The organism is Candidatus Protofrankia datiscae, from assembly GCF_000177615.2.
In the GTDB taxonomy this organism is placed as follows: Bacteria; Actinomycetota; Actinomycetes; order Frankiales; family Frankiaceae; genus Protofrankia; species Protofrankia coriariae.
In genome coordinates, this window is record NC_015656.1 from 670,957 (window position 1) to 694,779 (window position 23,823).

Consider the following 23,823-nt stretch of genomic DNA (forward strand, 5'->3'; position numbering starts at 1 on the left):
TGCCACCCGATGTTCGGTGGCTGACTGTGTTGTTCCGGCGACTGACTATGGACTTTGAGCGCCTGCGCGCGAACGCCTGCACAAGCATGAAAGCATCCGGGGAGGCGGCCGTCGTGTTCTTGATGGTGTCATGATTATCCAGTTGACATGCGTTCTACTTACTGAGAGTGAGATTCGCATATGCGATCCCGAGAAAGATCACTCGGGGTCGTCCCGGAGATCAAAATCAGAGATCAGGGAAGAGCGGCACATCGATCATGAGCGGGCCGGTCGGCTCGGTCGCTCTCGTCGCCGGGTCGGTGCCCGCGGCCGTGTTCGCCTCGGCGGTCAGCGCGTCGGCGTCCGCCTCGGCGACCGGCAGGTTACGGCGTTCCAGCAGCTCCCGGACGCGGACGTGGTGGACGACCGGGGTCACGGCGGTGATGTGCCGGATCAGTGTGGTGAAGAACTGCGGCGCGGCCACGTCCGCTGGCACGACGTCGTGGCGCACCCGCACCCCCGACGGCGCGAGCGCCGGGCCGGCGGCCGGGCCGTCGGCGATGTCGTCCCACTCGACGAGGACGAGGGCCGTCGCGGTGTAGCCGCCGCTGTCGGCACCCACGCCCACGCCGCCCGGCACGCCCGCGCCCGCGCGCAGCTTACGGATCATGTCGATGGTCCGTTCGAACGTGTCCGGTTCGGTGTCGAGGATCGTCGAGCGCTGCACGAACAGGAAGCCGACCGCGGCCAGCGGGTAGCGTCCCCGCAGGTTCCCGGCGTCCCCGTAGGCCTCCTCGAAACGGTTCGGCAGGTTCTTCCCGAACGACGAGACCTGCGCCTTCGTGCTGATCAGAAGCTCGGGGCCGCGCTCCCAGCGGGAGATCACGACGTCGACCTGCTTGTCGTAGGCGCGCCCGAGGATCACCGCGTCCGCCGGTGTCACCGCCGGCATCGCGCCCACCCGGGCGCGCACCTCGTCGGCCAGCGCCTTCGGCAGCTTGTCGAGCAGCACGGCCACATCACGCGGCAGCACCCTCGGCTGGCTGGCCCTCGGCCAGACCTCGTCGGCACCGAACCCGGCGCGGCGCAGCTCGTGGGCGATCCAGGCGTCGATCCCCTTGGCGAACGCGCCGCTCTCGGACGCCTCGCCGCCGCGCACCGGCTGGGTCAGCAGCTCACCGAGCAGGCCGTAGTCGGGCGTGTAGCACGGTCGCGCGCCAGCGGTGTGCCGCCACGGATCCGTCGGGGGATGACGGGCGAGCACCGGCTCGTAGGCGACGAGCTTGTCCGGGCGGCGGCTCACGCGGGGCCGTCACCCGAGCGTTCCGGGTCCGAACGCGGCGCATCCGCACGGCCCGCGCGGGCATGGCGGCGGGACCACAGGGCGTGACGGGCGACCACGATCTGTTCGATGGCGGCGGGGCCCAGCCCGGCCCCGCCGACGAGCAGCACCTCGTCCACGCCTGCCACCGCGTCGGTGAGCCGTCCCGCGGCCAGCGCGCGCAGCACGCCGCGGCGGGCCGCGGACAGTTGCGGTCGCAGCCGTTCGACCAGCTCCGGGGCGGGGACCAGCAGCCGGGCCGCCTCCCGTGGCTCGAGTTTGAGCATGCCGCCGCCGTAGGCGCGCCCGACCGTCTCGGCGGCGAGCATCGTCACGGAGTTCAGCGCGGCCAGCGGCAGCAGGTCCCGTCCGGCACGCCGGTGGTCGGGGGTGAGGACGACCCCGTGGACGGAGTTCAGGTGCGCCACCCCGGCCCGGTTGGTCGCCAGCTGCGGGGTGTCCGCGTTCATGTAGGTCAGCAGCAGGTCCGCCGGCGTGACCGGGAGGGGGACCTGCCACCAGGGGCTGCGGATCCGGCACTTGTACGCCAGGTCGACCTCGTTACGTTCGCCCGCCGCGATGTAGGCCCGGGCCGCCGGGGACGGCCGCGGCCCCGGCCGGAACAGCAGGGTCGCCAGGCCGGTGTCGGTCAGCCGCTGCCAGTCGCTGGTCCGTAGCGTGAGGGCCCGCAGGTGCCGGGAGCCCGGCGGCGAGATCGGGACGAGCTCGTCGTCGCCGAGGCCGAGCGCGTCCGCCCGCTCCCGGCTGAGGGCGAAGTAGCGGTTGTTGCCCGTCACCGCGCCGAGCGTCGTGCGACCCCAGGTCGCCAGCGTCCCGAAGAGGCCGGCGATGGTGAGCTCGAGCATGGCCTGCCGGGCGGCGACGCTGATCAGCGCTGGCATCCAGGAGGCCTGCGGCTCGGGCGCCGGTGCACCCGTGCCCGCCGCCGGGTGCACGACCACCGCCGCGGCCGTGACGGCTGCCGGCGACGCGATCGCTGTCGGGGAAGCGATCGCTGCCGGGGGTGCGGCCGCTGCCAGCGGCCCGTCAGCCGCGGAGGGCCCGGTAACCATCGGCGGCCCGTCAGCCGCCGGGGTGCCAGCCGTGGTCGGCACCAGGAGCGCGGGCCGGCCCACCGCCGCCAGCCGGCGCACATCCGCGGGCAGGCCCACACCTGTGGGCAGGCCCGGTGCCCGCTGGCGCGCCACACCGCCGGTCGGGCCCACGGCCCGCTCCGCGGGCTGGTCCCCGTCGAACGGGCTTCCCCCGCCCGGTGTCGTGCCGCCGGCCGGGCCCGCGGTGTGCCCGGCCTCGGCGGCGGCGAGTTCGGCCAGGTCGCGCACCTGGTGGACGTCGAAGCGGTCGGCCGGCCCGGTGCCCTCCGCGAGCAGCAGCAGGACCTCTTCCTGCACCCCGGGGAAGACCCGCTCGGTGAACAGCACGAGCTGGACGTGCCGGAAGCGTTCCAGCAGGAACTGCCGGACGGGCGCGGCGTAGTTCACCGCCAGCAGCTCGGCCGGGAGTACCAGGCCGAGACGTCCGGCCGGGCGCAGGAACCGGGCCGCGTGCACGGTGAACGCAGCCCACGAGCTGGCCAGGTTGGTCAGGCGGACACCGGCCTGTCCGGCGGCGACCTGGGCGCGCCCACGGGCTTCGCCGTGGAACTTCTGGTATCGCACGTACGGCGGGTTGCCCACGACGGCGTCGAAGTCGGGCCGCGCCGGCACGGCGAAGAAGTCGGCGACGGTGATCTCAGCCCGTTCGCCGCTCGCCGTCACGGCCATGGCTGCGGCGGACGCGGTCGGCGCGTGCAGTTCGACGCCGTGCAGCTGGACGCGGTACGGCAGGCCGCCCTGGCGGTTGCCGCGGGGCTGGCCCGCCTCGTCGCCGAGGTTGCCCGTGTTGCCACGCTCGTCACGGCCACGCTCGTCACGGCCACCGTCATGGGACCGGTCGCCATGGTTGTCGCAGCCAGGGTGGCGGTCGAGGTTGCTGTCGGGCTGGTGGCCGGCGGCGGCGTCGAGCGCCCGCAGCCGGCGGGCGGCCGCCAGCAGGAACGCCGCCTCACCGCAGGCGGGCTCGAGAACGCTGTCCTGCCGGTCGCGGAGCGCCCAGGTGACGATATGATCACAAAGCGCCGTCGGCGTGAAGAAGGCACCGCGAATCTTACGGTGGGTGACCGAATCCGTGGCGCTGGTCGCTCCCCGGGCGGCTGGGAGCGCGGTCCTGCCCGACGACGGGCCTTCGGCCGTCCCGGGCCCGCTGGTGACATCGGGGGCGCGGGCCGTCTCGGAGGTCGGGGTTGCCACGTCCGAAACCCTAGAACCCGGCGCCGACGGTTCGTCCGGCGCGTCGTCCCGACTCCGCAGTCATTCCGTACGGACCGCTCTCGTCCGCGCGGGTGTGGGACGTCCGACGTGCCGCTCCGGGTCCGCCTGCGGCTGGGGCACATGCGCCGCTGTGGGGGCTTGGTCAACCGTGCCTGTTCCGGCCCCCACCCGGGGCCGGGGCGCACACGCGGGTGTGGGCGACCTCACCGGGCCGTCCGGCTCCCTGGCTGGCGGTTGCGGTGGGTTACCTGGGATGTTGTGGCATCACCCGGTGCGTGAGGTATGTAGTGGACTTCCTTGCTCGGAGGGCTCCCGCCGTGGCCGGTAGCCGTGTAGCGTCTTCCATGGCCAAGTTCGGTAGTTGACGTCTACAAGGGGCGGCGACGACGAACGCTGACGCGGGAGAAGCAGAATTCTTCTGCGGCAGACGGTCCGGGGCCCGCGCGGTGTGGGTCCTGACTGCACCAGCAGGGAGAACGGCACGTGGCTCAGGGCACGGTGAAGTGGTTCAACTCGGAGAAGGGCTTCGGCTTCATCTCCGTGGACGGTGGCGGTTCGGACGTCTTCGTCCACTACAGCGCAATTGACATGGACGGCTACAAAAGCCTGGAAGAGGGGCAGCGGGTCGAGTTCCAAGTGACCCAGGGTCAGAAGGGTCCGCAGGCTGACGCTGTTCGTGTCGTCTGAGCCACGTACGGACGTAACTCCGAGATATCTTCCACAGTCATAGGACGAGGGCCCGCCATTTGCTGTCAGGGGCGGGCCCTCGTTGCTTGTTGGCGCGTGTAGGCGGTTCGGGGTTCGGTGAATCACCACCAATCATCGCGAATCGCGCCGCCGATTCGCTTTCCGTGCTTTCCGGCTTTACGCCTGCCAGGCTGGTGGCGGTCGGCTACCCGCGCGGATCCCGGCCGAGTGTCCGTGGACCGCGGATGATGTCTGTTATGCCCGATCCCACCCGGATCGTCCACCGACGCCGGTGCCGACCAGAATATTTGTTCACCTTTTGTCGCGGGCGTGCGCCAGAGAAACGTCTTCGCCCGGATAGCGTCGTCCCGACGGCGTGTTCGTTGCCGTCGAGCGGCACCGCGATTCTGTTTTCCGGAACCGATCGTGTTAACTGTCCGATCCTGTCGGACGTTTCCGTCGTATCGTGACAGGAATCACATCCGGCCGGGTCGCGTCACATCGAGTGAAAACAGCGTTCTCGGGACGCCTGACAGCGGCGGATTCCCCGGTTTTCACCGCGCCTGTGTTGCCGGCTGCGCCACGGCTGAATCCTCCCCCGGTATGCCGGTCCGGCCTGCCGCCGTCCGGCCTGCCGCCGTCCGCCGTCCGGCCGGGCCTACCGCCGCACCTGGTCGTGGGACACCAGCAGTTCGGCGATCTGGAGGGTGTTGAGCGCCGCGCCCTTGCGCAGATTGTCACCGCAGACGAACAGAGCCAGCTCGTGCGGATCGTCCAGGGACTGCCGGACGCGGCCGACCCAGGTCGGGTCGGTACCGACGACGTCCGCCGGGGTGGGGAACTCGCCAGCCGCCGGATCGTCCAGCACGGCCACACCCGGCGCCGCGCGCAGCACGGCCCGCGCGGCATCCGCCGTGACCGGCCGCGCGAACCACGCGTGCACGGCTACCGCATGGGTCGTGACGACGGGCACCCGCACACAGGTCGCGGACACCTTCAGCCCGGGAAGCCCGAGGATCTTCCGGGACTCATTGCGGATCTTCGTTTCCTCGGACGACCAGCCGCCGTCCTTCAGCGAACCGGCCCACGGCACGACGTTGAGCGCGAGCGGGGCCGGGAACGGGCCGAGCCCGTCCGCGCCGACCGCCTTGCGGACGTCGCCCGCGTTCCGGCCGAGGTCACGGTCGCCCGCGACCGCGGCAAGCTGGGCGTAGAGGGTGTCGACACCGGCCTGGCCGGCCCCGCTGGCCGCCTGGTAGGACGTCGCGACCAGGGACTGAAGGCCGAAGGCGCGGTGCAGCGCGCCGAGTGCGACGATCATCGACAGCGTCGTGCAGTTCGGGTTGGCGATGATCCCGCGCGGTCGGTTGGCAACCGCGTCCGCGTTCACCTCGGGAACGACGAGGGGGACGTCCGGATCCATCCGGAACGCTCCTGAGTTGTCGACCGCGACCGCCCCGTGGGCGGCGGCGATTGGCGCCCACCGCGCCGAGATCTCGTCCGGCACGTCGAACATGGCGATGTCGACATCGTCGAAGGACTCCGGCGCGAGCGCGAGCACCTCGACGTCCTCGCCGCGGACCCGCAGCCGGCGCCCGGCGGAGCGGGCCGAGGCGATCAGGCGGATCTCGCCCCAGATGTCGGGACGTTCGTCCAGCAACGACAGCATCACCGTGCCCACGGCACCGGTCGCCCCGACCACCGCCAGCGTCGGCCGCCGGGCCGAGCCCGCCAAGCCCGCCGAGCCCGCTGAAGCGGCCGGCAGCGGAGCCGCCGGCGCCGCCGCCGTGGTCGCCGTTTCGTGCGCCCCGCTGGTCATCGGCCGGTGCCCGCGTAGACGACGGCCTGGCCGTCGGGGTCGCCGAGCTCGAACGCGCCGTGGACGGCCCGCACCGCGACCGGCAGGTCGGTGTCCCGGATGACCACCGAGATCCGGATTTCCGAGGTAGAAATGATCTCCACGTTGACCTCGGCGTCGGCCAGCGCCCCGAAGAACCGGGCCGACACCCCCGGATGCGATTTCATCCCCGCGCCGACCAGGGAGAGTTTGCCGATGTGGTCGTCGTACAGGGTCCGTTCGAACCCGATCTCCGCACGGACCTTCTCCAGCGCGTTCAGGGCGTTACGGCCGTCGGTCTTCGGCAGGGTGAAGGAGATGTCGGTCCGGCCGCTGCCGGCGACCGACCCGACCTGGACGATCATGTCGAGGTTGACGTCGGCGTCGGCGACCGCCCGGAACACCGCGGCGGCGACCCCGGGCTTGTCCGGGCAGCCGACCACGGTCACCTTCGCCTCCCCCTTGTCGTGCGCGACTCCCCGGATGATGGCCTGTTCCACCAGCTCTGCCTCCGCAATCTCGGTGACCCACGTCCCCGGCCGTGACGAGAACGACGAACGGACGTGCACGGGGACTGTGTAGCGACGTGCGTACTCGACGCATCGGAGCATGAGTACCTTGGCCCCGCAGGCCGCCATCTCCATCATCTCCTCATAGGAGATGCGTTCGATACGGCGAGCGTCCGGCACGATCCGCGGGTCGGCGGTGAAGACGCCGTCCACGTCGGTGTAGATCTCACAGAAGTCGGCGTTCAGAGCGGCCGCGAGCGCGACGGCGGTCGTGTCCGAGCCGCCCCGGCCGAGCGTTGTCACGTCCTTGGTGTCCTGGCTGACGCCCTGGAAACCGGCGACGATCGCGATGGCGCCCTCGTCCAGGGCACTTCGGATACGCCCCGGGGTGACATCGATGATGCGGGCCCGGCCGTGCACCGAGTCGGTGATCACCCCGGCCTGGGAGCCGGTGAAGGAACGGGCCTCGGCGCCCAGGTTCGAGATGGCCATGGCCAGCAGCGCCATGGAGATGCGCTCACCGGCGGTGAGCAGCATGTCGAGCTCGCGGGCCGGGGGGAGCGGCGCGACCTGCTCGGCGAGGTCGAGCAGGTCGTCGGTGGTGTCACCCATTGCGCTCACCACCACGACCACGTCGTCGCCGCAGCGGCGCTGGGCCACGATCCGCTCGGCGACCCGTTTGATCCGGTCGGCGTCCGCCACGGAGGAGCCACCGAACTTCGCCACGACGAGCGCCATGGGTCCCAGGTTACTTGGGACCCATGGCGGCCCGTCCCGTCGCTCGGGGAGGCGCCGGTCCCATGCGCCGCTTCGCCGGAGGTGAAAGCATGATTGTGTCGCTTTTGGCCCGTCGGGGCCGGGATGCGGGAAGAGCTGCGGTCATCGACGGATCGTGCCGGCGGCAGGACCTGCCATGTACAAATCCCGACCTGGTGTGGGCCGGGTGACCACGCGTGTGCGAGGGTTCTCCCGGAATCCATTGTCGGACATCGGTCGGGACGACCCGCCAGCAGACGGAGCCCGATCGGAAGGGATGACTGCACATGGCCATCAGCCTTGCCAAGGGTGGCAACGTCAGCCTCACCAAGCAGGCGGCCGAGGCGGGCACGCCCCAGCTCACCGCGCTCACCGTCGGGCTTGGATGGGACGCCCGCACCACCACCGGAACCGACTTCGACCTGGACGCCTCCGCCATCGGCGTGAAGGCCGACGGCAAGGTCCTCAGCGACCAGTACTTCATCTTCTTCAACAATCTGAAGTCCCCGGACGGCGCCATCCAGCTCACCGGCGACAACCTCACCGGCGCGGGGGAGGGGGACGACGAGTCGATCGTCATCACCCTCGGCCAGGTGCCGGCCGAGATCGACAAGATTGTCGTCCCGGTGTCGATTTACGGCGCGCAGGAGCGGCAGCAGAACTTCGGCCAGGTGCGCAACGCCTACATCCGCGTCGTCGACCAGACCGGCACCGAACTGGTCCGTTACGACCTGTCCGAGGACTATTCCACCGAGACGGTCGTCATCTTCGGTGAGGTTTACCGGAACGGCGCCGAATGGAAGTTCCGCGCGGTCGGCCAGGGACACAACGACCTCAGCGGCCTCGCCCGTGACCACGGTGTCAACGTCTGAGAGCACCGACGTACGAGGGGCCCGATGTCCGGGCCCTGTCGGTCGGCGGGCTGCCCGTCGAAGCCCGGTAGGTGCCGGCCGGAGCTGGGAACATCGGGGACATGACACCGACGATGATCGGTTGGCAGGTCGCCACACCGGCTCCGGCCGCGGCCCGGCCGCTGCGCCGGGCGGTCGTCCCGGTACCCGAACCGGCCGTCGGCCAGGTTCGGCTGCGGGTCGCGGCCTGCGGTGTCTGCCGCACCGACCTGCATCTCGCCGAAGGCGACCTGCCGCCACGCCGGCCCGGCACCATCCCCGGGCACGAGGTCGTCGGCTACGTCGACGCGCTCGGTGACGACGTCGACGGGGCCGCCATCGGTGACCGCCTCGGCATCGCCTGGCTGCGGGAGACCGACGGCGCTTGCGGCTACTGCCGGCGCGGCGCGGAGAACCTGTGCCCGGCGTCCCGCTACACCGGCTGGGACGCCGACGGCGGCTACGCCGAGTACGCCGTCGTCCGCGCCGACTACGCCTACCAGCTGCCGGCCGGCTACTCCGACGGGGAGCTGGCGCCGTTGCTGTGCGCGGGCATTGTCGGCTTCCGAGCGCTGCGCCGGGCGGAGCTGCCGCCCGGCGGCCGGCTGGGGATCTACGGTTTCGGCGCGTCGGCCCACCTGGCCGCGCAGGTGGCGCTGGCGGAGGGAGCGCGGGTGCACGTCATGACCCGGTCCGAGGCGGCCCGCCGGCTCGCGCTCTCGCTCGGCGCGTCGTCGGCGTCCGGTGCCTATGAGGCACCGCCGGAGCCGCTGGACGCCGCGGTCCTCTTCGCCCCGGTCGGCGATCTGGTGCCGGTCGCGCTGCGTGCCCTCGACCGGGGCGGGACGCTGTCGATCGCCGGCATCCACCTCTCCGACGTGCCGGTACTGAACTACCAACAGCATCTGTTCCAGGAACGCTCCGTACGCAGCACGACCGCGAACACCCGAGCGGACGGCCACGAGTTCCTGGAGATCGCCGGCCGGCACCGCCTGGCGGTCACGATCACGCCTTATCCGCTCGACCGCGCTGACGACGCGCTCGTCGACCTGGCTGCGGACCGGGTCAACGGCGCCGCGGTGCTGTTCCCGTCCGACTGAGCGTGTCCGTCCGGCTGGCGCATGGCGGCCGCCGGTCAGGAGCGTTTTCTGGACGCGACGAGCCGGCGTTCGGCGGAGCTGAACAGGTCGGACACCTCCCGGCTGAGATAGCCGATGGTGCCGCGGCCGATCTGCCGGCGGCGCAGGATGCCGGCCGCGACAAGCTCTTCGGCCGCAGCCCGGGCCGTCCGCGGCGGGACGTCCAGCCGCCGCGCCGCGCTCACCTCCGTGAGCACCGGGAATTCGGGCAGGGCCGCCAGCAGTTGGTCGGACATGGATGGCCCCCACGGTTTGTTCCGAAAAGCGGTCGTTCGGTTACGGAAAGCCGACAGTCGGACGTCCCAGGAGCGGCGCAGCGCAGCCAGTTCCACGGTGAACCTGCGGGTCTCCTCGACAGCGGCGGCAGCGGCGTCCAGGAAGAAGGTGAACCACTGGCGCAGTGCCGCGTGGGCGGCCGCGCTGTCCGGCGGGCCGTCATGACAGAAGGTGGTCAGCGCCGCCACGTACTCGTCCGACCGGGTCATGAAGACGAGGCTGATCGGCAGCACGGCCGGGCCGAGCAGCCCCCGCCGGGCCAGCAGCGAGTGGATGAGCGCGCGGCCGACCCGTCCGTTGCCGTCGGCGAACGGCTGGATCGTCTCGAACTGCGCGTGGACGAGCCCGGCCAGGATCAGGGCCGGCTGCCGTCCGTCGGACGCGTATGTGGCAAGGTCGGCCAGCAGCCCCTCGACGGCGGACGCGGGCGGCGGCACGAAGGCGGCGTCGAGCGGGTTCCACTCGCTTCCGCCCAGCCAGGTCTGCACGGTTCGCGGGCCGATGCCGGGGTGTTCCGGCAACAGGGTGCGCTGCAGGTCGACGATGCCGTTCACCGTGATCGTCCTGCCCTGGGCGGCATCGGTGACCGCCTGGCGGAGCGTGGCGATGGTGTGGGCGACTTCGCGGGCGCTGACGCTGAAACCCTCGATGGCCGTGCCAGTGGCGGCTGTGGCGGTCGTGGCGGCTGTGGCGGCTGTGGCGGCGAACTCCGCCAGGGCGACCTGCTGCGGGGCGACGCGGATGCCCTCCATCCGGGCCGATCCGATGGCCTCCGAGCGGAGCAGGAAGCCGGCCGCCCGCTCCAGGCTCACCGTGGCCGTGCCGCGCAGCGCACGGATACTGGCCTCGATGGCGGTGGCCCGGGAGAGCAGATCCCTCGGGAGAGCCGGCGGGCTGGCGGCGAGCGGGTCGGGGTAGTAGGGGCGGTACACGCCCACCCGGCGTCCACGTGCCGGCGCGGCCGGATCCGGGGACCACAGCTGCTCCCCGTATCGACCCATCGCCGGATTCCTTTGTTTTCAGTGTTTTTGTTTCGGTGTTTTCAGCATGCCAGCAGCGGCGGTACGACCAGTGGGACGTATGAATTGCCTGGAAGAGGTGAATGACCGGGCGCGGGGCCGGGGCGTGTGCCGTACGGCGAGCGCCGCACGGCGAGCAGGAGCCAGCCGGGCCTTCACGGCCGTGCCGGTCTGCTCCTGCTCAGCAGGTGCAGCAGCCCACCGGCGGCCGTGCTGAGCGCGGCGGCGACGAGCACGTCCCGGGGCAGCAGGTCGGTGGACTCCCGCTGGATACGCCCGTGGAAGCGGTCGAAGCGGCGCGGCCACGGGCTGCGTCCGACAAAGTAGATACCGATCTTGTCAGTGTCGGGCAGGCAGGCCCCGCTCATGCCTGCCAGGAGCGCGAGGCGGCGTCCCGGCGGCGCCGCCGCGGTCAGGATGCCCATGGCGACCAGCCCGGCCACACCGTCGCGGCGGGCCACCGGAACCCAGCTTCGGCCCGGCCCGGCTCCCCAGTGCGGCACCATGTCCATGGCGAGGTGGGAGACGAATCCGGCGGCAAATGCGGGAAGAGGCCGACGCAGTGCGGTGCCGATCAGTGCTCCGGCGCCCACGTGCGCACTTATGATCATTGGTCGTGTGCTCCTGACCTTCATGGGATCTCGTGACGGTTTCCGGTGGTCACGTTGTCCGGCCAGAACAACGTATGCACCGGTCACGGGTATCTGGCGGCATGCGTGTGCTGAGGAGGATCACACCGGCGCGTCCGGCCACCGTCCGTTCGGGGAACTGACGGGTTCGGGTGAGGATCCGGCCTTACGGGCCCTCCTGAACGGTGTCGTTCGGACAGCCTTCGTCCGGCTTCGTCCGAAGGATTGTCCAGACGTGCGTCAGGACGACTGTCTAGGCGACGACGCGGCGGCCTTCAAAGGCGCGGCCAAGGGTCACCTCGTCCGCCCATTCCAGGTCTCCGCCCATGGGCAGGCCGCTGGCCAGCCGGGTGACCTTCAGACCCATGGGAGCGATCTGCCGGGCCAGATAGGAGGCGGTGACCTCACCCTCGGTGTTCGGATCGGTCGCGAGAATCAGTTCGGTCACCGTTCCGTCGGCAAGACGGGCGATCAGCTCCCGGATGTGCAGATCGTCGGGGCCGACTCCGCCGATCGGATTGATCGCCCCGCCGAGAACGTGGTAGCGCCCACGGAACTCCCGGGTCCGTTCGACGGCGACGACGTCCTTCGGTTCTTCGACGACACAGATCTGCGCCGGATCGCGACGGTGGTCGGCGCAGATCCGGCACAGTTCCGCCTGCGCGACGTTGAAGCACGTCCGACAGAAGCGGACCTTGTCCTTGATCTCGTTCAGCGTGGCCGCCAGCCGCCGCACGTCCACCGGGTCGGCGGAAAGCAGGTGGAAGGCGATCCGTTGCGCGCTTTTAGGGCCGATGCCGGGCAGCCGGCCGAGTTCGTCGATCAGATCCTGGACGATCCCCTCGTACATCGTCACCGACCCGTCCCGCGGCGCACTGTCGTGGGGCCCGCTGTTGTGGGGCCCGTTGTTGTGGGGCCCGTTGTTGTGGGGCCCGTTGTTGTGGGGCCCGTTGTGCCGGAGCCGGGCGTTCCGGCCATCGCCATTCTGACGGCTGTTCTTCCGGCGGGCGTTCCTTCGGCGGGCCTGGCCGGCACGTGTCCATGCGGCACCTGCCCGCCCGCCTGCGAGTCGTTCATCGCGCGCCTGTCATCCCAGGCCGGGAGGTATCGACCCCGGGCCTGACCCGCCCGGCAGACCCGCCGGGCCACCACCAGCTCGGCCGGGACCACCGACGTCGCCGAGGCCCCCGATACCGCCAGGGCCGCCGAACCCGCCGAGGATGTCACCGAGCCCGCCGGTGACCTGGCCCATCCGTTCGGAGGCGCGTCTGCGCGCGTTGTCGGCGGCGTCCCGGACCGCCGCGAGGACGAGGTCGGCGAGCGTCTCGGTGTCGGACGGATCCACCGCGGCGGGGTCGATGACAAGATCGACCAGCTCGCCTCCGCCGGTCACCGTGGCCTTCACCAGGCCGCCGCCGGCGGTGCCGTCGACCCTGGCGTCGGCAAGTTCCTGCTGGGCGGTCAGCAACTCGGCCTGCATCCGCTGGGCCTGCTGAAGAAGCTGGCCGATACTCGGCCCGGCGCCCGGCGGTATCTGCGGGTTCGACATGCCACGAGCCTACGTCCACCCCCCGACACCGCAGCCCGGACCACGCCCACCAGGCTCCCAGGAAATAGATCATCAAGTGGTGGATCTCAAGGCGCCGACATCCGCCCCTTCCGGGCGGGCATCGGGCAGGTGGGACCGTCCCCCGCCTGCCAGCCCCGGAACCAACATGGACCCGCTCCCTTCCCGTACCCCCTCTGCCGGAACGAGTTATGTAAGTGGCTGCTGTGACAGCCACTTGTTCTCTCATTATCATGATCGCTATATGAATCGCGGGTGTATATCAGCGCAAAATCGTGTAATTCCGGATAAAACAGGGTCTTCGCAGTTGGTCGGAACCTGTAGCCGGACGACTACGGGACTGGCGTCTGCAGGGTGACGGTCCGCGACTCAGTCGCGCCGTCGCGGGCGCAGTCGGCGTGGCGCTCGTCGCCGAAGCGCCAGATCAGCGCCAGGCTGGGACTCTGCTGGTACCCAAGCCGCAAGGCTGCCAGACGGTTCACGGCTGCGTTGGGTCACTATCGACCGTCACTCTTGGCGATCGAGTGGACGCGGTTTCCGGTGCACTGCGAAGAGTCATAAAACAGTCATAGTCGGACAGGTCGTGTTACCTCACTTCCGGCTCCGCGGGCCCGATCTTCTCGATCGGCAGGCCCGCGACTCACGGTTTCATCTCAGCGATCTTCGCTGTGTGCCCACGAACCGCGGACTCGGGCCCGCCGGTCAGTGCGGTCGGACCAGCATCCCGTTCGGTGCGTCGGTGTCAGCGCTGATCCGGCCACGACAGCCATGGAGCACCCTTCCCAGCCGTCTGTCAGCTGATTTGCCTTGTGGCACTCTGTGATGCGGACACCATCTATCCGGTCGGGGGGCGGCATCGTGGAGCAGCGGTGGGATTTCTTCATCTCCTACACCACCGCCGACCGGAAGTGGGCGGAGTGGATCTCCTGGCAGTTGGAGGATGTCGGCTACCAGGTGCTGTTCCAAGCCTGGGACTTCGTCCCTGGCACGCACTGGGCCAGCCTTATGCACGAAGGTATCCAGCAGGCCGAGCGGACCCTGGCGCTTCTCTCGAATGCCTACCTGAAGTCGGTGTACGGTCAGCAGGAGTGGCAGGCAGCGCTGCGTGGTGACCCTCACGGGTTCGAGCGGAAACTCATCCCGATACGAATTGAGGATTGCCCCCGTGATGGCTTGGTAACTGGTCAGGTCTGGTAGATCGTTTGTTTTTGGTTTCCCGGCTGGCTGGGACTCCTCGATGGCCTGAAGGCCCGGGTCGTTGGTGCTGTGTGGTTGATCGGGCCGTAGGGTCCGGGTGTGTCGGATGGTCCGCCCGCGTCGCCGCCGGTGCCGTCGTATGACGAGCTCGCGGCGCTGGTGGTGAGTCTGCGGGCGCAGCTGGTCGAGACCGCTGCGGCGTTGGAACAGGCGCGGGTGCGGATCGCCGAGCTGGAAGCTCAGGTCGCGAAGAACTCGCGGAACTCGGCGAAGCCACCGAGTTCGGACGGGCTGGCGAAACCGCCACCGAAGTCGCTGCGGAAGAAGACCGGCCGCAGGCCCGGTGGGCAGGGCGGGCATCCGGGATCGACGCTGCGGATGCTCGCTGAGCCTGATGTGCGCCTGCGGCATGAGCCGGGGCCGTGTGCGGGGTGCGGGGCGGGGCTTGCGGGCCGGCCTGTGACCCGGACCGAACGGCGGCAGGTGTTCGACCTGCCCGAACTACGTCCGCATGTGGTCGAACATCAGCTCATCGAGCGGGAGTGCGGCTGCGGGACGCGGACGAAGGCGGCGGCACCGGCCGGGGTGGACGCGCCGGTGCAGTACGGGCCGCGGGTGGCCGCGGCGGTGGTCTACCTGTATTCCGGTCAGTTCCTGTCGCAGGAGCGGACCGCGACCGCGCTGGCCGAGCTGGTTGGGATCCCGATCTCGGCGGGCACGGTCGGTGCGATGACCGCCCGTGCCGCCGCCGGACTCGACGGCTTCCGTGACACCGTCCGGGGTCTGCTGGCCGCCGCCGACGTGATCGGGGCCGATGAGACGGGGCTGCGGGTCGCCGGGAAACTGCACTGGGTGCACTGCGCCCGCACCGACAAGTACACGCTGATCGACTGCCATGCCACCCGCGGCAGCGGCGGGATCGACGCCCTCGGGGTGCTTCCCGCCTTCGGTGGGGTGGTGGTCCACGACGCCTGGGCCCCCTACGACAGCTACACCGGCGCCACCCACCAGCTGTGCGTCGCTCACGTGCTGCGCGAACTACAGGCCGTCGTCGACGCGGCCCCGACGGGAACCTGGTGCTGGGCCGCCCAGGCAGGCGACGCGCTCGTCGCCCTGCACCGCCTCGCCGTCGACGCCGCCACTACCGGCGTCACCATCGACGAGCAGGCACCGGCCACCCAGACCCGGCAGCTGCGCCACGCCGCTCACATCGGGATCAGCCAGACCTCGCCGCGCGGCACGAAACTCATGGCCGCCCGCCATGCCCTGGCCTGCCGGCTCGTCGACCGCGAAGCCGACTACCTTCGGTTCACCCGCGACTGGCGGGTTCCCGCGGACAACAACGGCTCCGAACGCGACATCCGCATGATCAAACTACGGCAGAAGGTATCCGGCTGCCTACGCACGCTCACCGGCGCCCGCCAGTTCTGCGCGATCCGCAGCTACCTGTCCACCGCCACCAAACACGGCATCAGCCTGTTCGACGCTCTCGTCCAACTTGCCGAGGGCCGTCCCTGGATGCCCGCGATCAGCTAACTCAAGATCAAAAACTACCTGACTAGTTACATGGCTTGCTCGGGGGGATCGTATCGTTCGACCTGTTCGGCTACGAATCCACCGCCGCCCGCCGCTACCTTCTCCACAACATCAACACAGCGATGGGCGGACGGGCGAAGCCCACCGTCGAACCGATCTTCCCGGTTTCCGGTGCCGCTCCGGCGGACTCATCCGGGAAGCTGATCCCTCCCAAGCGGCGGTCCGGGTCGCTGCCCATGCCGATCTTCCCCGACTCCACCGCCACCGGTCCCAAGTTCACCGCCCGCAGCAACCCTTTCGTACCGGCGGCCCGCCAACCGATTCACCGCCCACACGAACCTGTCACCCTCACCACCCTTACCGACCACACCGACGCCGTGCTCGGGGTGACATTCGCGCCGAAGGGTCCTATCCTGGCCACCACCAGCCGGGACGGGAAGGTGCGGTTGTGGGATGTCACCGACCCGGCCCGCCCCAGCCACCTCACCACCTTCACTGACCGCACCCACGCTGTGGACGGGGTGGTGTTCGCGCCGGGCGGCGCCGTCCTGGCCACCATTAGCGTGGATGGGACCACGCGGCTGTGGGATATCGCTGACCCGGCCCAACACCACCGTTTCGCGGCCCTTACCAGCCATACTGACGCCGTATTCGGGGCGGCGTTCGCCCCGAATGGGACCACCCTGGCCACCGCCAGTGCGGACAGGACCGTACGGATATGGGCCATTCCCTAGACGAGCAGCTCCTATGTGCTCAATAGCGATCAGCGATCGGAGGATGCCGAACGGGTACTCGTAAACATCGCCCGTTCGATACTTATTAACTTCGCGACACGCAAGACGAAGCGGAAACTGTGGCGAGGCCTACGATCTGGTGCAATTGGAATAGGTGGTGCACTGACCGCTGGAATCCGCCGGACGGCCACCTCGCGTGGGCGGTCCATATCTTTCACCCGCGTGAATCGTCTGATTTTCTGAGTGCACCATATGCTTTCTGTCGCGACCGTCGCGACCGGCGGGGTGGTGCGGCGCCGGGCGGACCGGCGTCATCGGTATTCGCGCGCGGCCTGCCGGTTCTTTGCCCGAGCGGCGGGGATCGTGGCCGCCGGCTTCCTTACACGGGGATGAGTTCCACGTGGATACTGGCGACCTGGGCGAGCATATGAAGATCATCTGGGTCGGAGGTGAGGATGTCGTCTCCGTCGGCCGCCAGGCACACCACGGCCGCGTCGATCGCGTCCGACTGGCCGCTGCGGGCCAGCAGCATGCCCGCCCGGCGCCCCAGAGCGTCGGTGAGCGGTGTGACGGTGACGCCGGCGAGCAGGTGGGCGACCCCGGCCTGCCGTCCCCGCCCACCCCGCCAGACCTGGGCGACCACACCTCCATGCGTGACCGGCGGGCGACCTGCCAGGCGTTCCCGCTTGACCAGGGCCACCACGCTCCGGTCACCGCGTTCGACCGCGAGGAACGCCCCGGCGTCCAGCACGAGCATCAGGCGGCTCCCCGATCACGGCCAGGTGAAGGAGGGGCATCCGTGCCTGGTGCGCCGCGCACCACGACCGCTCGGGAACGAGCCTGCCGGGCGGCATCACGCATTTCCTGCTCGGTGATCTCACCATGTTCGGCCTCGTAGGCGGCGAGGAAGTCGTCGAGGGCCCGCAGCCGACGGTCATGGTCGGCTTTCAGGCGCAGGGCGTCGTTCACCCAGGTGCTCACGCTCTCCGCATGGCCCTGTGCGACCGCCTCCTGGGCCACGGCCAGCAACTCGGCGTCCACGGAGGCTGAGAGCCGCTGTTTGACACTCATATGGATATGCTAATCCCCTCCTACGATCGTGGTAACTCCTTGGTTGAGGTCTTTGTGTCGCACCGTGAGCGATATCGTACGGTTTGACATCATTCGCGAGTGATCGTATGGTGTGAGCCGGTTGGATTCGACCCGGGGCCGGTGGGTGTCACCTTGCGGGCTGTTCGATGATCGTGGCGCCGAGGCCGGTTCGTAGCAGGGCCATTGCGGCGTCCTCGCCCGACAGCGGTTCGGCGGCCGAGGTTTCCTGTCCTCCCCAGGCCGGCTTCGCCGACGCGGGGGACGACATCCCGGGCGCGGAAGACACGTCGTGCTGGCTTCGGCTTTCCGGCGAGGCACCAGCGGGCCCGGACGGGTCGTCGGCGGGGAACCATTCGTCGTCGACCGCGTCGTCGGTCTCCGGACCGGTCGCCGAGGTAGCCGATGGCGTTGCCGGACCCACCGGGGCCGTCGCGGGACCCGTCGCCGGACCTGCCGCCGCCGAGATCCCCGGCGGTGGCGAACCCGCTGGCGACAGGCCTGCCGGTGGCGTGTGTGGCTCGTTCGTGTCGTCGTGAACAGCCATGGGAGTGGGCGAGGCGCTGCGCCGATGCTGTTTTTCGGGCGATGGCGATGCGACGGCGTTCGGAGCCGGTTGCGGAGCTGTCCACACCCGTGGCGCCTGCTGCGGGACCGCCCCTGAGACCGTGTCCGGGGCCGTGGATGCCGATGGGTCGCCCACGGGCCGGACGGCCGGCCAGTCGGCGGATGCCGCCTGGCCTCGTGGCGTCGTCGGCGGTGCGGCGGCGTGATGGCCCACAGCACCGGACGTCGTCGGTGAGACAGACGTCGCCGGTGGAGCAGACGTCGTCGACGCGCCGAAGGCTGTCGACGAACTGAAAGCTGTCGACGAACCGAAGGCCGTTGGCGGGACGGAGGGGCCGCCGGTGGGCGGCCCCGCGCCCGGGTTCGCGGCGCCCGGCCAGCCGCCGGATCCCCCGAAGCCGCCCGACGGGCCGGCGTCGCCAGAGGGCCCCGCACCTCCGGGCGGCCCGCCTGACGGCCCGCCGCCCGCGGCGATGGTGACCCGCCAGGTGCCGCCGACGACCTCGGTCAGCGCGGCGCACAGGACGTCCACGTTGCTGCCCTGGCCGAACATCCGGGCGATCGGTGGCGCTGAGAAGGCCAGGACGACCTCGTCGCGGCGGACGTCCGCGACCGATGCGTACTCCTGCAGCAGGGCATGTGTGGTGGCTTTGCGTGACCGGGTTGCGCGCAGCACGTCGCCCCAGACCGCGCGCAGCCGGCCGACGTCGGTTCCGCCGCCCGGCCCGCCCGGCCCGCTTGGCCCGTCCGGCGGAGCCGCGGGAGGAACGGGAGCGAAAGAGCCAGGACGGACGTCGGCTGGTGGCGGCACCTCGGCCGCGGGAGCCCAGCCAGCCGGACCGGGAGCCGGCGCCGCGGCAGTCGCGGCAGGCCGCTGCGGGGCTCGGATCGGCGCGCCGGTTCCCGGCGCGGCCGCCGCGCCGGGAACCGTTCCCCCAGACCCAGGACCCGCCACGTTGGCCGGAGCTGTTCTGGATGCCGGTCCGGCGGCGGCCGGAGCTGCCGTCGGGACGCCCGGAGCCGCCACAGCGGCAACCGCGCCCACAGCGGCAACCGCGCCCACAGCGGCAGCCGGGCCCGTGGGAACCGCACCCGCCGCGACGTTTGGGCCTGCCGCGGCAACCGCGCCCGCGGCGGTGGCCGGACCTGGAAGGACGGCCGGTTGCGTGCCGGGGGCCGTACTCGCGACGCCCGTGGCGCCCGCGGGCGGGGCGGTGGCGGCACCGGGTGCCACCCCCTGACGTTCCAGCCGTTCGATGCGGACCAGCAGTGCCGACGGATCGGAGCTCGCGGCGGGCAGCAGTGCGCGCGCCAGTGTCAGTTCGAGCAGCAGCCGCGGGCTGGTCGTGCCGCGCATCTCGACCAGGCCGGTGTGCACGACGCCGGCGGCGTGGGAGAGCTCGGCCTGGCCCATCCGCGTGCACTGGTCACGCATCCGTTCGAGCTGGTCGGCCGAGTAGGTCTCCAGCAGCCCCTTGGCGGGGGCGTCCGGGACGGCCGCGAGCACGATCAGATCCCGCAGGCGTTCGAGCAGGTCCATGGCGAAGCGGCGTGGGTCGTGCCCGGAGGAGACGACCTTGTCGATGACGGTGAAGGCGCTGGCGCCGTCATGCGCGGCCAGGGCGTCGACCGCCTCGTCCAGCAGGACGCCGTCGGTCAGGCCGAGCAGCGCGACCGCCCGCTCGTAGCCCAGACCGTCCGGGCCGGCACCTGCGAGCAGTTGGTCGAGGACGGACAGTGAGTCCCGGACCGACCCGGCGCCGGCCCGCACGACCAGCGGTAACACGGTCGGGTCGACGTCCACGCCCTCCTGCGCGCAGATCGACGTCAGATGATCGCGCAGCACGCCGGGCGGGACCAGCCGGAACGCGTAGTGGTGCGTCCGGGACCGGATGGTGGCGATGACCTTGTCCGGCTCGGTGGTCGCGAACACGAACTTCAGATACGGCGGGGGCTCCTCGACGACCTTGAGCAGGGCGTTGAAGGCCGCCGCGGTGACCATGTGCGCCTCGTCCACGACGAACACCTTGAAACGCGCCGAGGCGGGCGCGAAGAACGCGCGTTCCCGCAGGTCACGGGCATCGTCGACGAGGCCGTGAGAGGCGGCGTCGATCTCGGTGACGTCCATGCTGACCCCAGCGCGGATCGACACGCACTGGTCACAGACCCCGCACGGTTGCGGCGTCGGGCCGTCCACGCAGTTCAGGGAGGCGGCGAGGATGCGCGCGGACGACGTCTTGCCACAGCCGCGCGGCCCACTGAACAGGTAGGCGTGGTGGATGCGGGTGGTGCGCAGCGCCTGCATGAGCGCGCCGGTGACATGCTCCTGGCCGACGACCTGGGCGAAGGTCGCCGGACGGTATCGGTTGTACAGCGCACCGCTCACTGGACCTACCTCGTCGTAACCCAGGACCGCGACCTCGTGACGAAGAAGACCCCGTAACGAAGGGCGACCCCCCGCACACCCGCCAGAGCCTGCTTACCCTTGCTGCCTTCCGGCCCTGGGGGGTTTCACGAGGGTGACGCCGCACGAGGGGTCTGTCCGACAGTCTATGGCCTGCCGGGAGGATCTTCGCGGCGGGGGCACCTGCCAGCGGTGACCATTGTCCGCACGGTGCGCCCCGGCAAACTGTTCCATACCACTCAGCGTCACGACGGCACGAGTGCGTCCCGTGCGAAGGTAGCGGCACCCGATCGCCCACGACACGCAGGAAACTCGGTGAGGTCGAGCATGAGCATCAGTATTCGCAACCAGCTCTCCGGCACTGTGACTGAGATCACTTCCGGTGAGGCGATCAGCGCCGTGAAGATCCGTCTCGCCGCCGGGCGGGAAGTGGTCACCGCGGTGACCACCGAGGCGGTCCGGGAGCTTGGCATCGCCAGTGGCGCACAGGTCCAGATCCTGGTCAAGGCGACCGAGGTGTCCCTGGCCGTGGGCGAGGTGTCCGGCCTGAGCATCCGCAACCAGATCCCCGGCACGATCACCGCGATCGACCAGGGCGGGGCGATGGCCGTTGTGAAGATCGTTATTGAAGGAGGGGAAACGATCACCTCCGCGATAACCAAGGCGGCCGTCGGCGAGCTCGGCCTCGCGGCGGGCTCCGAGGTCACCGTCCTGGTCAAATCCACGGAGATCTCCATCGCCGCGCCCTGGCCAGCGGTGGATCACCCGGCCCGCTGCCTCGATCGTCCCTCGGATCCGATAGTGTGGTCGACGGAGGATTCGCCTAGTGGCCTAGGGCGCACGCTTGGAAAGCGTGTTGGGGGCAACCCCTCGCGAGTTCGAATCTCGCATCCTCCGCCCTTTGGTACCAGGCGATTCCGCCGGGTCGGCCATCCCCGACCGACCCGGTATTGGATCATCCGGTCTCATTTCCGGTCTCAGTTGCCCTCTTCGGACCTGTCCGCCGGCCCCGGTGGCTCCTCCCACGGCAGCAGGCCCAGACGGGTGGCGACATCCCGAAGAATTGGGTCGGTCAGGTGCTGATAACGCCGCCGCATGCTCTCCGACGACCATCCCATGATCCCCATCACCACTCGGTCAGGGACGCCGAGCAGCAGCAACACCGTGGCCGCGGTGTGCCGGGCGTCGTGCAACCGGGCATCCCGCAGGCCCGCAGCCTGCAACAGCTCCTTCCACTCCTGGTAGTCGGTGTTCGGGTTGAGCGGGCCACCGGTCGGCGTCGCGAACACCCATCCGGCCTCCCGCCACAATTGGGCGGCCTCTACCCGCTCCTTGTCCTGCACCTCCCGGTGGTGCCGCAAGATCCTGACCGGCGGGTCGGGTAGACCGATGACCCTCCGGCCGGCCCGGGACTTCACGTCCTTGGTATCCGGCCGGACCTGCACCCGGTCCGGGCAGTACCCAGCCTTGCGCCCACACGTGGCCCCACAGCCGTGTTCGTACTTCGGACGCAACCGACCTCGCCGGATCCGCAGCAGGCCCGCGTCAAGGTCCACATCCGGCCACTTCAGGCCCAACGCCTCCCCCTGCCGCAGACCCAGTGCGAGCGCGATCGCCCACCGGGCACTGTTGCGCCGACGCGCGGCCTCGGTCAGTAGACGCTGAACCTTACTCACCGAGTATGGCTCCACCTCCTCATCCGACTCGGCAAGCCGGGGGCGCGGGCCAGTGCGGCGGAGTTACGGCCCAGGTGCCCCCGGCGCACCGCTTCGTTCAGTGCCGCACGCAACGTCCGGTGCGCTTGGTGCGCCGTGCCTGCGGACTTCCCCGCTTTCTGCATCCGTTGGTACAGCGCCTCGATGTGCTCCGGTTCGAGCCGTTCCAGACGATGCGCGCCCAGGCCCGGGATCAGGTGGACGCGCACCGCGACCCGGTAGCCGGCGATCGTGTTCTCACCCACTGACGGCGCGGCGTATCCGCTGGGTGGTTGGATGCTTGCTCGGGTGCGCTATTCGTGGATGACGTCGGCGGCGGTCGCGGTGGCCGCGCGACGCAGTCAGAGGTTCAACTGGGCCAGGTCGGTGCAGGTCATGATCTTCTCGCGCGCCGGCACGCCGCGCACGTCGAGCACGGTCAGGATCGCCTCCCTATCCGTCTGGGCGGCGATGTTGCGGAACAGTTCGCTGTGGTACTCGTAATCGACGGTGGTGGTCATGAAAGCCTCCCAGCGGGCCCGGGCCGCTTCGGGCAGCCCGGCCAGTACGCCCTAAAGCGCCGGCAGGTAACCATACGTATCCTCGCGAACGACGATACGTGTCGATGGACGTCCGACCATCGGCGGAGATCAGTGTGAGTTTGTTGTTGTGCATGCTTTTATGGCCAAAAAGCGTACCCGACGACAAACTCGCACCGATCATGGCCTGTGCGGATGGTTGTGAATGGGATTCACGCTGCTTGATCAGTGTTTTAACCGATCCAGGTGGCTCGGAGTACGGTGATGGTGACCCATCGGTCTTCGATGCTGTATGTCAGCAGCCCGTACCCGAAGACCGTCCGCCACAGTTCGGTGCGCTTGTCGTAGGTGCCCTGACGGCGCGGGTCGTTGATCAGCCGGTTCAGGAGCGCTTCAAGATCATGACGGCTCTCGGAGGGTAGCGTGTCACGCTGTTGCTCGGCGTAGGTGACCCAGCGGATCGTGTATCTGGCCATTGGTCACCTCCGGATCCCCGGCTGGGTATGAGGTGGTCGCTCCGAGCACGGTGGGGTCCCCGGCCGCTACGCGTCGACGGTCCGCGAGAGCGCCGGCTTCGATCTCTGGGTTGGCGGTGAGCACCGCCTGCCCCCACCACTTGTCGATCACTGCGCTCACCGGGTCGAGGTTGAGGGTGTTGTCCGCCTCTGCCAGCGCGATCCGCAGTTCCGCCACGAACATGTCGCGATCGTCTGGACGGAGCGCATCGCGGATCGCGGGCCCGTTCTTCTCAACGCGGTTGCGGACCCCGTAGATCGGGATGGTGTCGGCCATGCGATCCATTGTTCCACCCCGTCGGTGGAGCAACGGGGAGGAGAAGTGGTCGCCCGTGTGATCCGCTGTTCTCGTCGACAAGGCAGGTCAACAGAACAGTTGCCGCCCGCCGGCCGTTACCGCGAGGAGAAGATGTTGGCGACTGTGATGGTGCGGGCTCCGGTTGGCGGGTTTCTGATCGTCTCTCGGGCACAGACGGCAAGGCGAATCTGTCCTGGATCGCCCGCCTCCCGCCGATTGTCATCGTCGCGCGGATCCGCCGTGGGCAGGCGATGCTGGCTGCGTGATGCACACGGGTATGGTCACCCGCCAGACGCGGCGCGGGAGGCAAT

20 protein-coding genes, 1 tRNA gene, 1 other RNA gene and 2 pseudogenes are annotated in these 23,823 nt (G+C 69.9%); 8 read left to right on the forward strand and 16 right to left on the reverse strand.

Annotation, left to right across the window (positions count from 1 at the left end; genetic code table 11):
• Positions 1–226: 226 nt before the first annotated feature.
• Together FSYMDG_RS02855 and FSYMDG_RS27345 are read right to left on the reverse strand one after the other, a co-directional pair.
• A complete protein-coding gene (locus FSYMDG_RS02855) occupies positions 227–1,282 on the reverse strand; it encodes a hypothetical protein (protein ID WP_013872096.1) in 1,056 nt (351 codons plus the stop codon).
• Entirely contained in the window at positions 1,279–3,609 is a 2,331-nt protein-coding gene (locus tag FSYMDG_RS27345) for an SAM-dependent methyltransferase (RefSeq protein WP_013872097.1), read from the reverse strand. The genes FSYMDG_RS02855 and FSYMDG_RS27345 overlap by 4 nt, the downstream gene beginning before the upstream one ends.
• Before the next feature lie 504 nt (positions 3,610–4,113).
• On the opposite strand from FSYMDG_RS27345, the gene FSYMDG_RS02865 reads away from it, so the two are divergent.
• Positions 4,114–4,317 (forward strand): cold-shock protein, encoded by a 204-nt coding sequence (locus FSYMDG_RS02865; protein WP_013872098.1) that lies wholly within the window; start codon positions 4,114–4,116, stop codon positions 4,315–4,317.
• Positions 4,318–4,975: 658 nt separating this feature from the next.
• Here FSYMDG_RS02865 and FSYMDG_RS02870 read toward each other — a convergent pair.
• Complete coding sequence (locus FSYMDG_RS02870) at positions 4,976–6,136, reverse strand: aspartate-semialdehyde dehydrogenase (protein WP_013872099.1); 1,161 nt, start codon at positions 6,134–6,136, stop codon at positions 4,976–4,978.
• The gene (locus FSYMDG_RS02875) at positions 6,133–7,401 is read right to left on the reverse strand and encodes an aspartate kinase (protein WP_013872100.1); all 1,269 of its coding nucleotides are present in this window, start codon (positions 7,399–7,401) and stop codon (positions 6,133–6,135) included. Before FSYMDG_RS02875 ends, FSYMDG_RS02870 begins: the two co-directional genes overlap by 4 nt.
• Positions 7,402–7,706: 305 nt before the next feature.
• On the opposite strand from FSYMDG_RS02875, the gene FSYMDG_RS02880 reads away from it, so the two are divergent.
• Both FSYMDG_RS02880 and FSYMDG_RS02885 read left to right on the forward strand, forming a co-directional pair.
• The gene (locus FSYMDG_RS02880) at positions 7,707–8,291 is read left to right on the forward strand and encodes a TerD family protein (protein WP_013872102.1); all 585 of its coding nucleotides are present in this window, start codon (positions 7,707–7,709) and stop codon (positions 8,289–8,291) included.
• Positions 8,292–8,404: 113 nt separating this feature from the next.
• Positions 8,405–9,409 (forward strand): zinc-binding alcohol dehydrogenase family protein, encoded by a 1,005-nt coding sequence (locus FSYMDG_RS02885; RefSeq protein WP_043604609.1) that lies wholly within the window; start codon positions 8,405–8,407, stop codon positions 9,407–9,409.
• A gap of 35 nt (positions 9,410–9,444) precedes the next feature.
• Here FSYMDG_RS02885 and FSYMDG_RS02890 read toward each other — a convergent pair whose 3' ends face one another.
• From FSYMDG_RS02890 to FSYMDG_RS02905, 4 genes are all read right to left on the reverse strand, one after another.
• The gene (locus FSYMDG_RS02890) at positions 9,445–10,725 is read right to left on the reverse strand and encodes a Fic family protein (RefSeq protein ID WP_013872104.1); all 1,281 of its coding nucleotides are present in this window, start codon (positions 10,723–10,725) and stop codon (positions 9,445–9,447) included.
• 173 nt (positions 10,726–10,898) lie between these two features.
• Entirely contained in the window at positions 10,899–11,354 is a 456-nt protein-coding gene (locus tag FSYMDG_RS02895) for a hypothetical protein (protein WP_013872105.1), read from the reverse strand.
• 271 nt (positions 11,355–11,625) lie between these two features.
• Positions 11,626–12,222, reverse strand: a complete 597-nt coding sequence (recR, locus tag FSYMDG_RS02900) for a recombination mediator RecR (RefSeq protein ID WP_043602845.1) — start codon at positions 12,220–12,222, stop codon at positions 11,626–11,628.
• Positions 12,223–12,459: 237 nt separating this feature from the next.
• Entirely contained in the window at positions 12,460–12,921 is a 462-nt protein-coding gene (locus FSYMDG_RS02905; RefSeq protein ID WP_013872107.1) for a YbaB/EbfC family nucleoid-associated protein, read from the reverse strand.
• A gap of 876 nt (positions 12,922–13,797) precedes the next feature.
• Between FSYMDG_RS02905 and FSYMDG_RS02910 the strand changes: the two genes are divergently transcribed.
• The 3 genes from FSYMDG_RS02910 (at position 13,798) to FSYMDG_RS02920 (ending at position 16,406) form a co-directional block, all read left to right on the forward strand.
• Complete coding sequence (locus FSYMDG_RS02910) at positions 13,798–14,136, forward strand: toll/interleukin-1 receptor domain-containing protein (RefSeq protein WP_013872108.1); 339 nt, start codon at positions 13,798–13,800, stop codon at positions 14,134–14,136.
• 99 nt (positions 14,137–14,235) lie between these two features.
• Positions 14,236–15,672 carry an IS66 family transposase gene (gene tnpC, locus FSYMDG_RS02915; protein ID WP_013871651.1) on the forward strand — a complete coding sequence of 479 codons (1,437 nt, stop codon included), beginning with the start codon at positions 14,236–14,238 and terminating at the stop codon, positions 15,670–15,672.
• Between the two features lie 35 nt (positions 15,673–15,707).
• Positions 15,708–16,406 (forward strand): WD40 repeat domain-containing protein, encoded by a 699-nt coding sequence (locus FSYMDG_RS02920; protein WP_013872109.1) that lies wholly within the window; start codon positions 15,708–15,710, stop codon positions 16,404–16,406.
• Positions 16,407–16,785: 379 nt separating this feature from the next.
• On the opposite strand, the gene FSYMDG_RS02925 is transcribed toward FSYMDG_RS02920, so the two are convergent.
• From FSYMDG_RS02925 to ffs, 4 genes are all read right to left on the reverse strand, one after another.
• Complete coding sequence (locus FSYMDG_RS02925) at positions 16,786–17,163, reverse strand: hypothetical protein (RefSeq protein ID WP_013872110.1); 378 nt, start codon at positions 17,161–17,163, stop codon at positions 16,786–16,788.
• The gene (locus FSYMDG_RS02930) at positions 17,163–17,477 is read right to left on the reverse strand and encodes a hypothetical protein (protein WP_013872111.1); all 315 of its coding nucleotides are present in this window, start codon (positions 17,475–17,477) and stop codon (positions 17,163–17,165) included. Before FSYMDG_RS02930 ends, FSYMDG_RS02925 begins: the two co-directional genes overlap by 1 nt.
• Positions 17,478–17,625: 148 nt before the next feature.
• Entirely contained in the window at positions 17,626–20,448 is a 2,823-nt protein-coding gene (locus FSYMDG_RS02935) for a DNA polymerase III subunit gamma and tau (protein ID WP_013872112.1), read from the reverse strand.
• A gap of 59 nt (positions 20,449–20,507) precedes the next feature.
• Positions 20,508–20,604, reverse strand: an RNA gene (gene ffs / locus FSYMDG_RS23620) — signal recognition particle sRNA small type.
• Between the two features lie 189 nt (positions 20,605–20,793).
• On the opposite strand from ffs, the pseudogene FSYMDG_RS23890 reads away from it, so the two are divergent.
• Positions 20,794–21,150, forward strand: a pseudogene (locus tag FSYMDG_RS23890) (TOBE domain-containing protein); the annotation flags it as partial.
• 128 nt (positions 21,151–21,278) lie between these two features.
• Positions 21,279–21,363: transfer RNA gene (locus FSYMDG_RS02945), tRNA-Ser, on the forward strand.
• An 80-nt stretch (positions 21,364–21,443) separates the two neighbouring features.
• On the opposite strand, the pseudogene FSYMDG_RS02950 reads toward FSYMDG_RS02945, so the two are convergent.
• From FSYMDG_RS02950 to FSYMDG_RS02960, 4 genes and pseudogenes are all read right to left on the reverse strand, one after another.
• Positions 21,444–22,459, reverse strand: a pseudogene (locus tag FSYMDG_RS02950) (tyrosine-type recombinase/integrase).
• A 63-nt stretch (positions 22,460–22,522) separates the two neighbouring features.
• Positions 22,523–22,681 carry a hypothetical protein gene (locus FSYMDG_RS25715; RefSeq protein WP_157490964.1) on the reverse strand — a complete coding sequence of 53 codons (159 nt, stop codon included), beginning with the start codon at positions 22,679–22,681 and terminating at the stop codon, positions 22,523–22,525.
• A 251-nt stretch (positions 22,682–22,932) separates the two neighbouring features.
• Positions 22,933–23,175, reverse strand: coding sequence for a hypothetical protein (locus tag FSYMDG_RS02955; RefSeq protein ID WP_013872113.1), 243 nt, complete (start codon positions 23,173–23,175; stop codon positions 22,933–22,935).
• The gene (locus FSYMDG_RS02960) at positions 23,126–23,491 is read right to left on the reverse strand and encodes a DUF6247 family protein (protein ID WP_165001377.1); all 366 of its coding nucleotides are present in this window, start codon (positions 23,489–23,491) and stop codon (positions 23,126–23,128) included. Before FSYMDG_RS02960 ends, FSYMDG_RS02955 begins: the two co-directional genes overlap by 50 nt.
• Positions 23,492–23,823 lie beyond the last annotated feature (332 nt).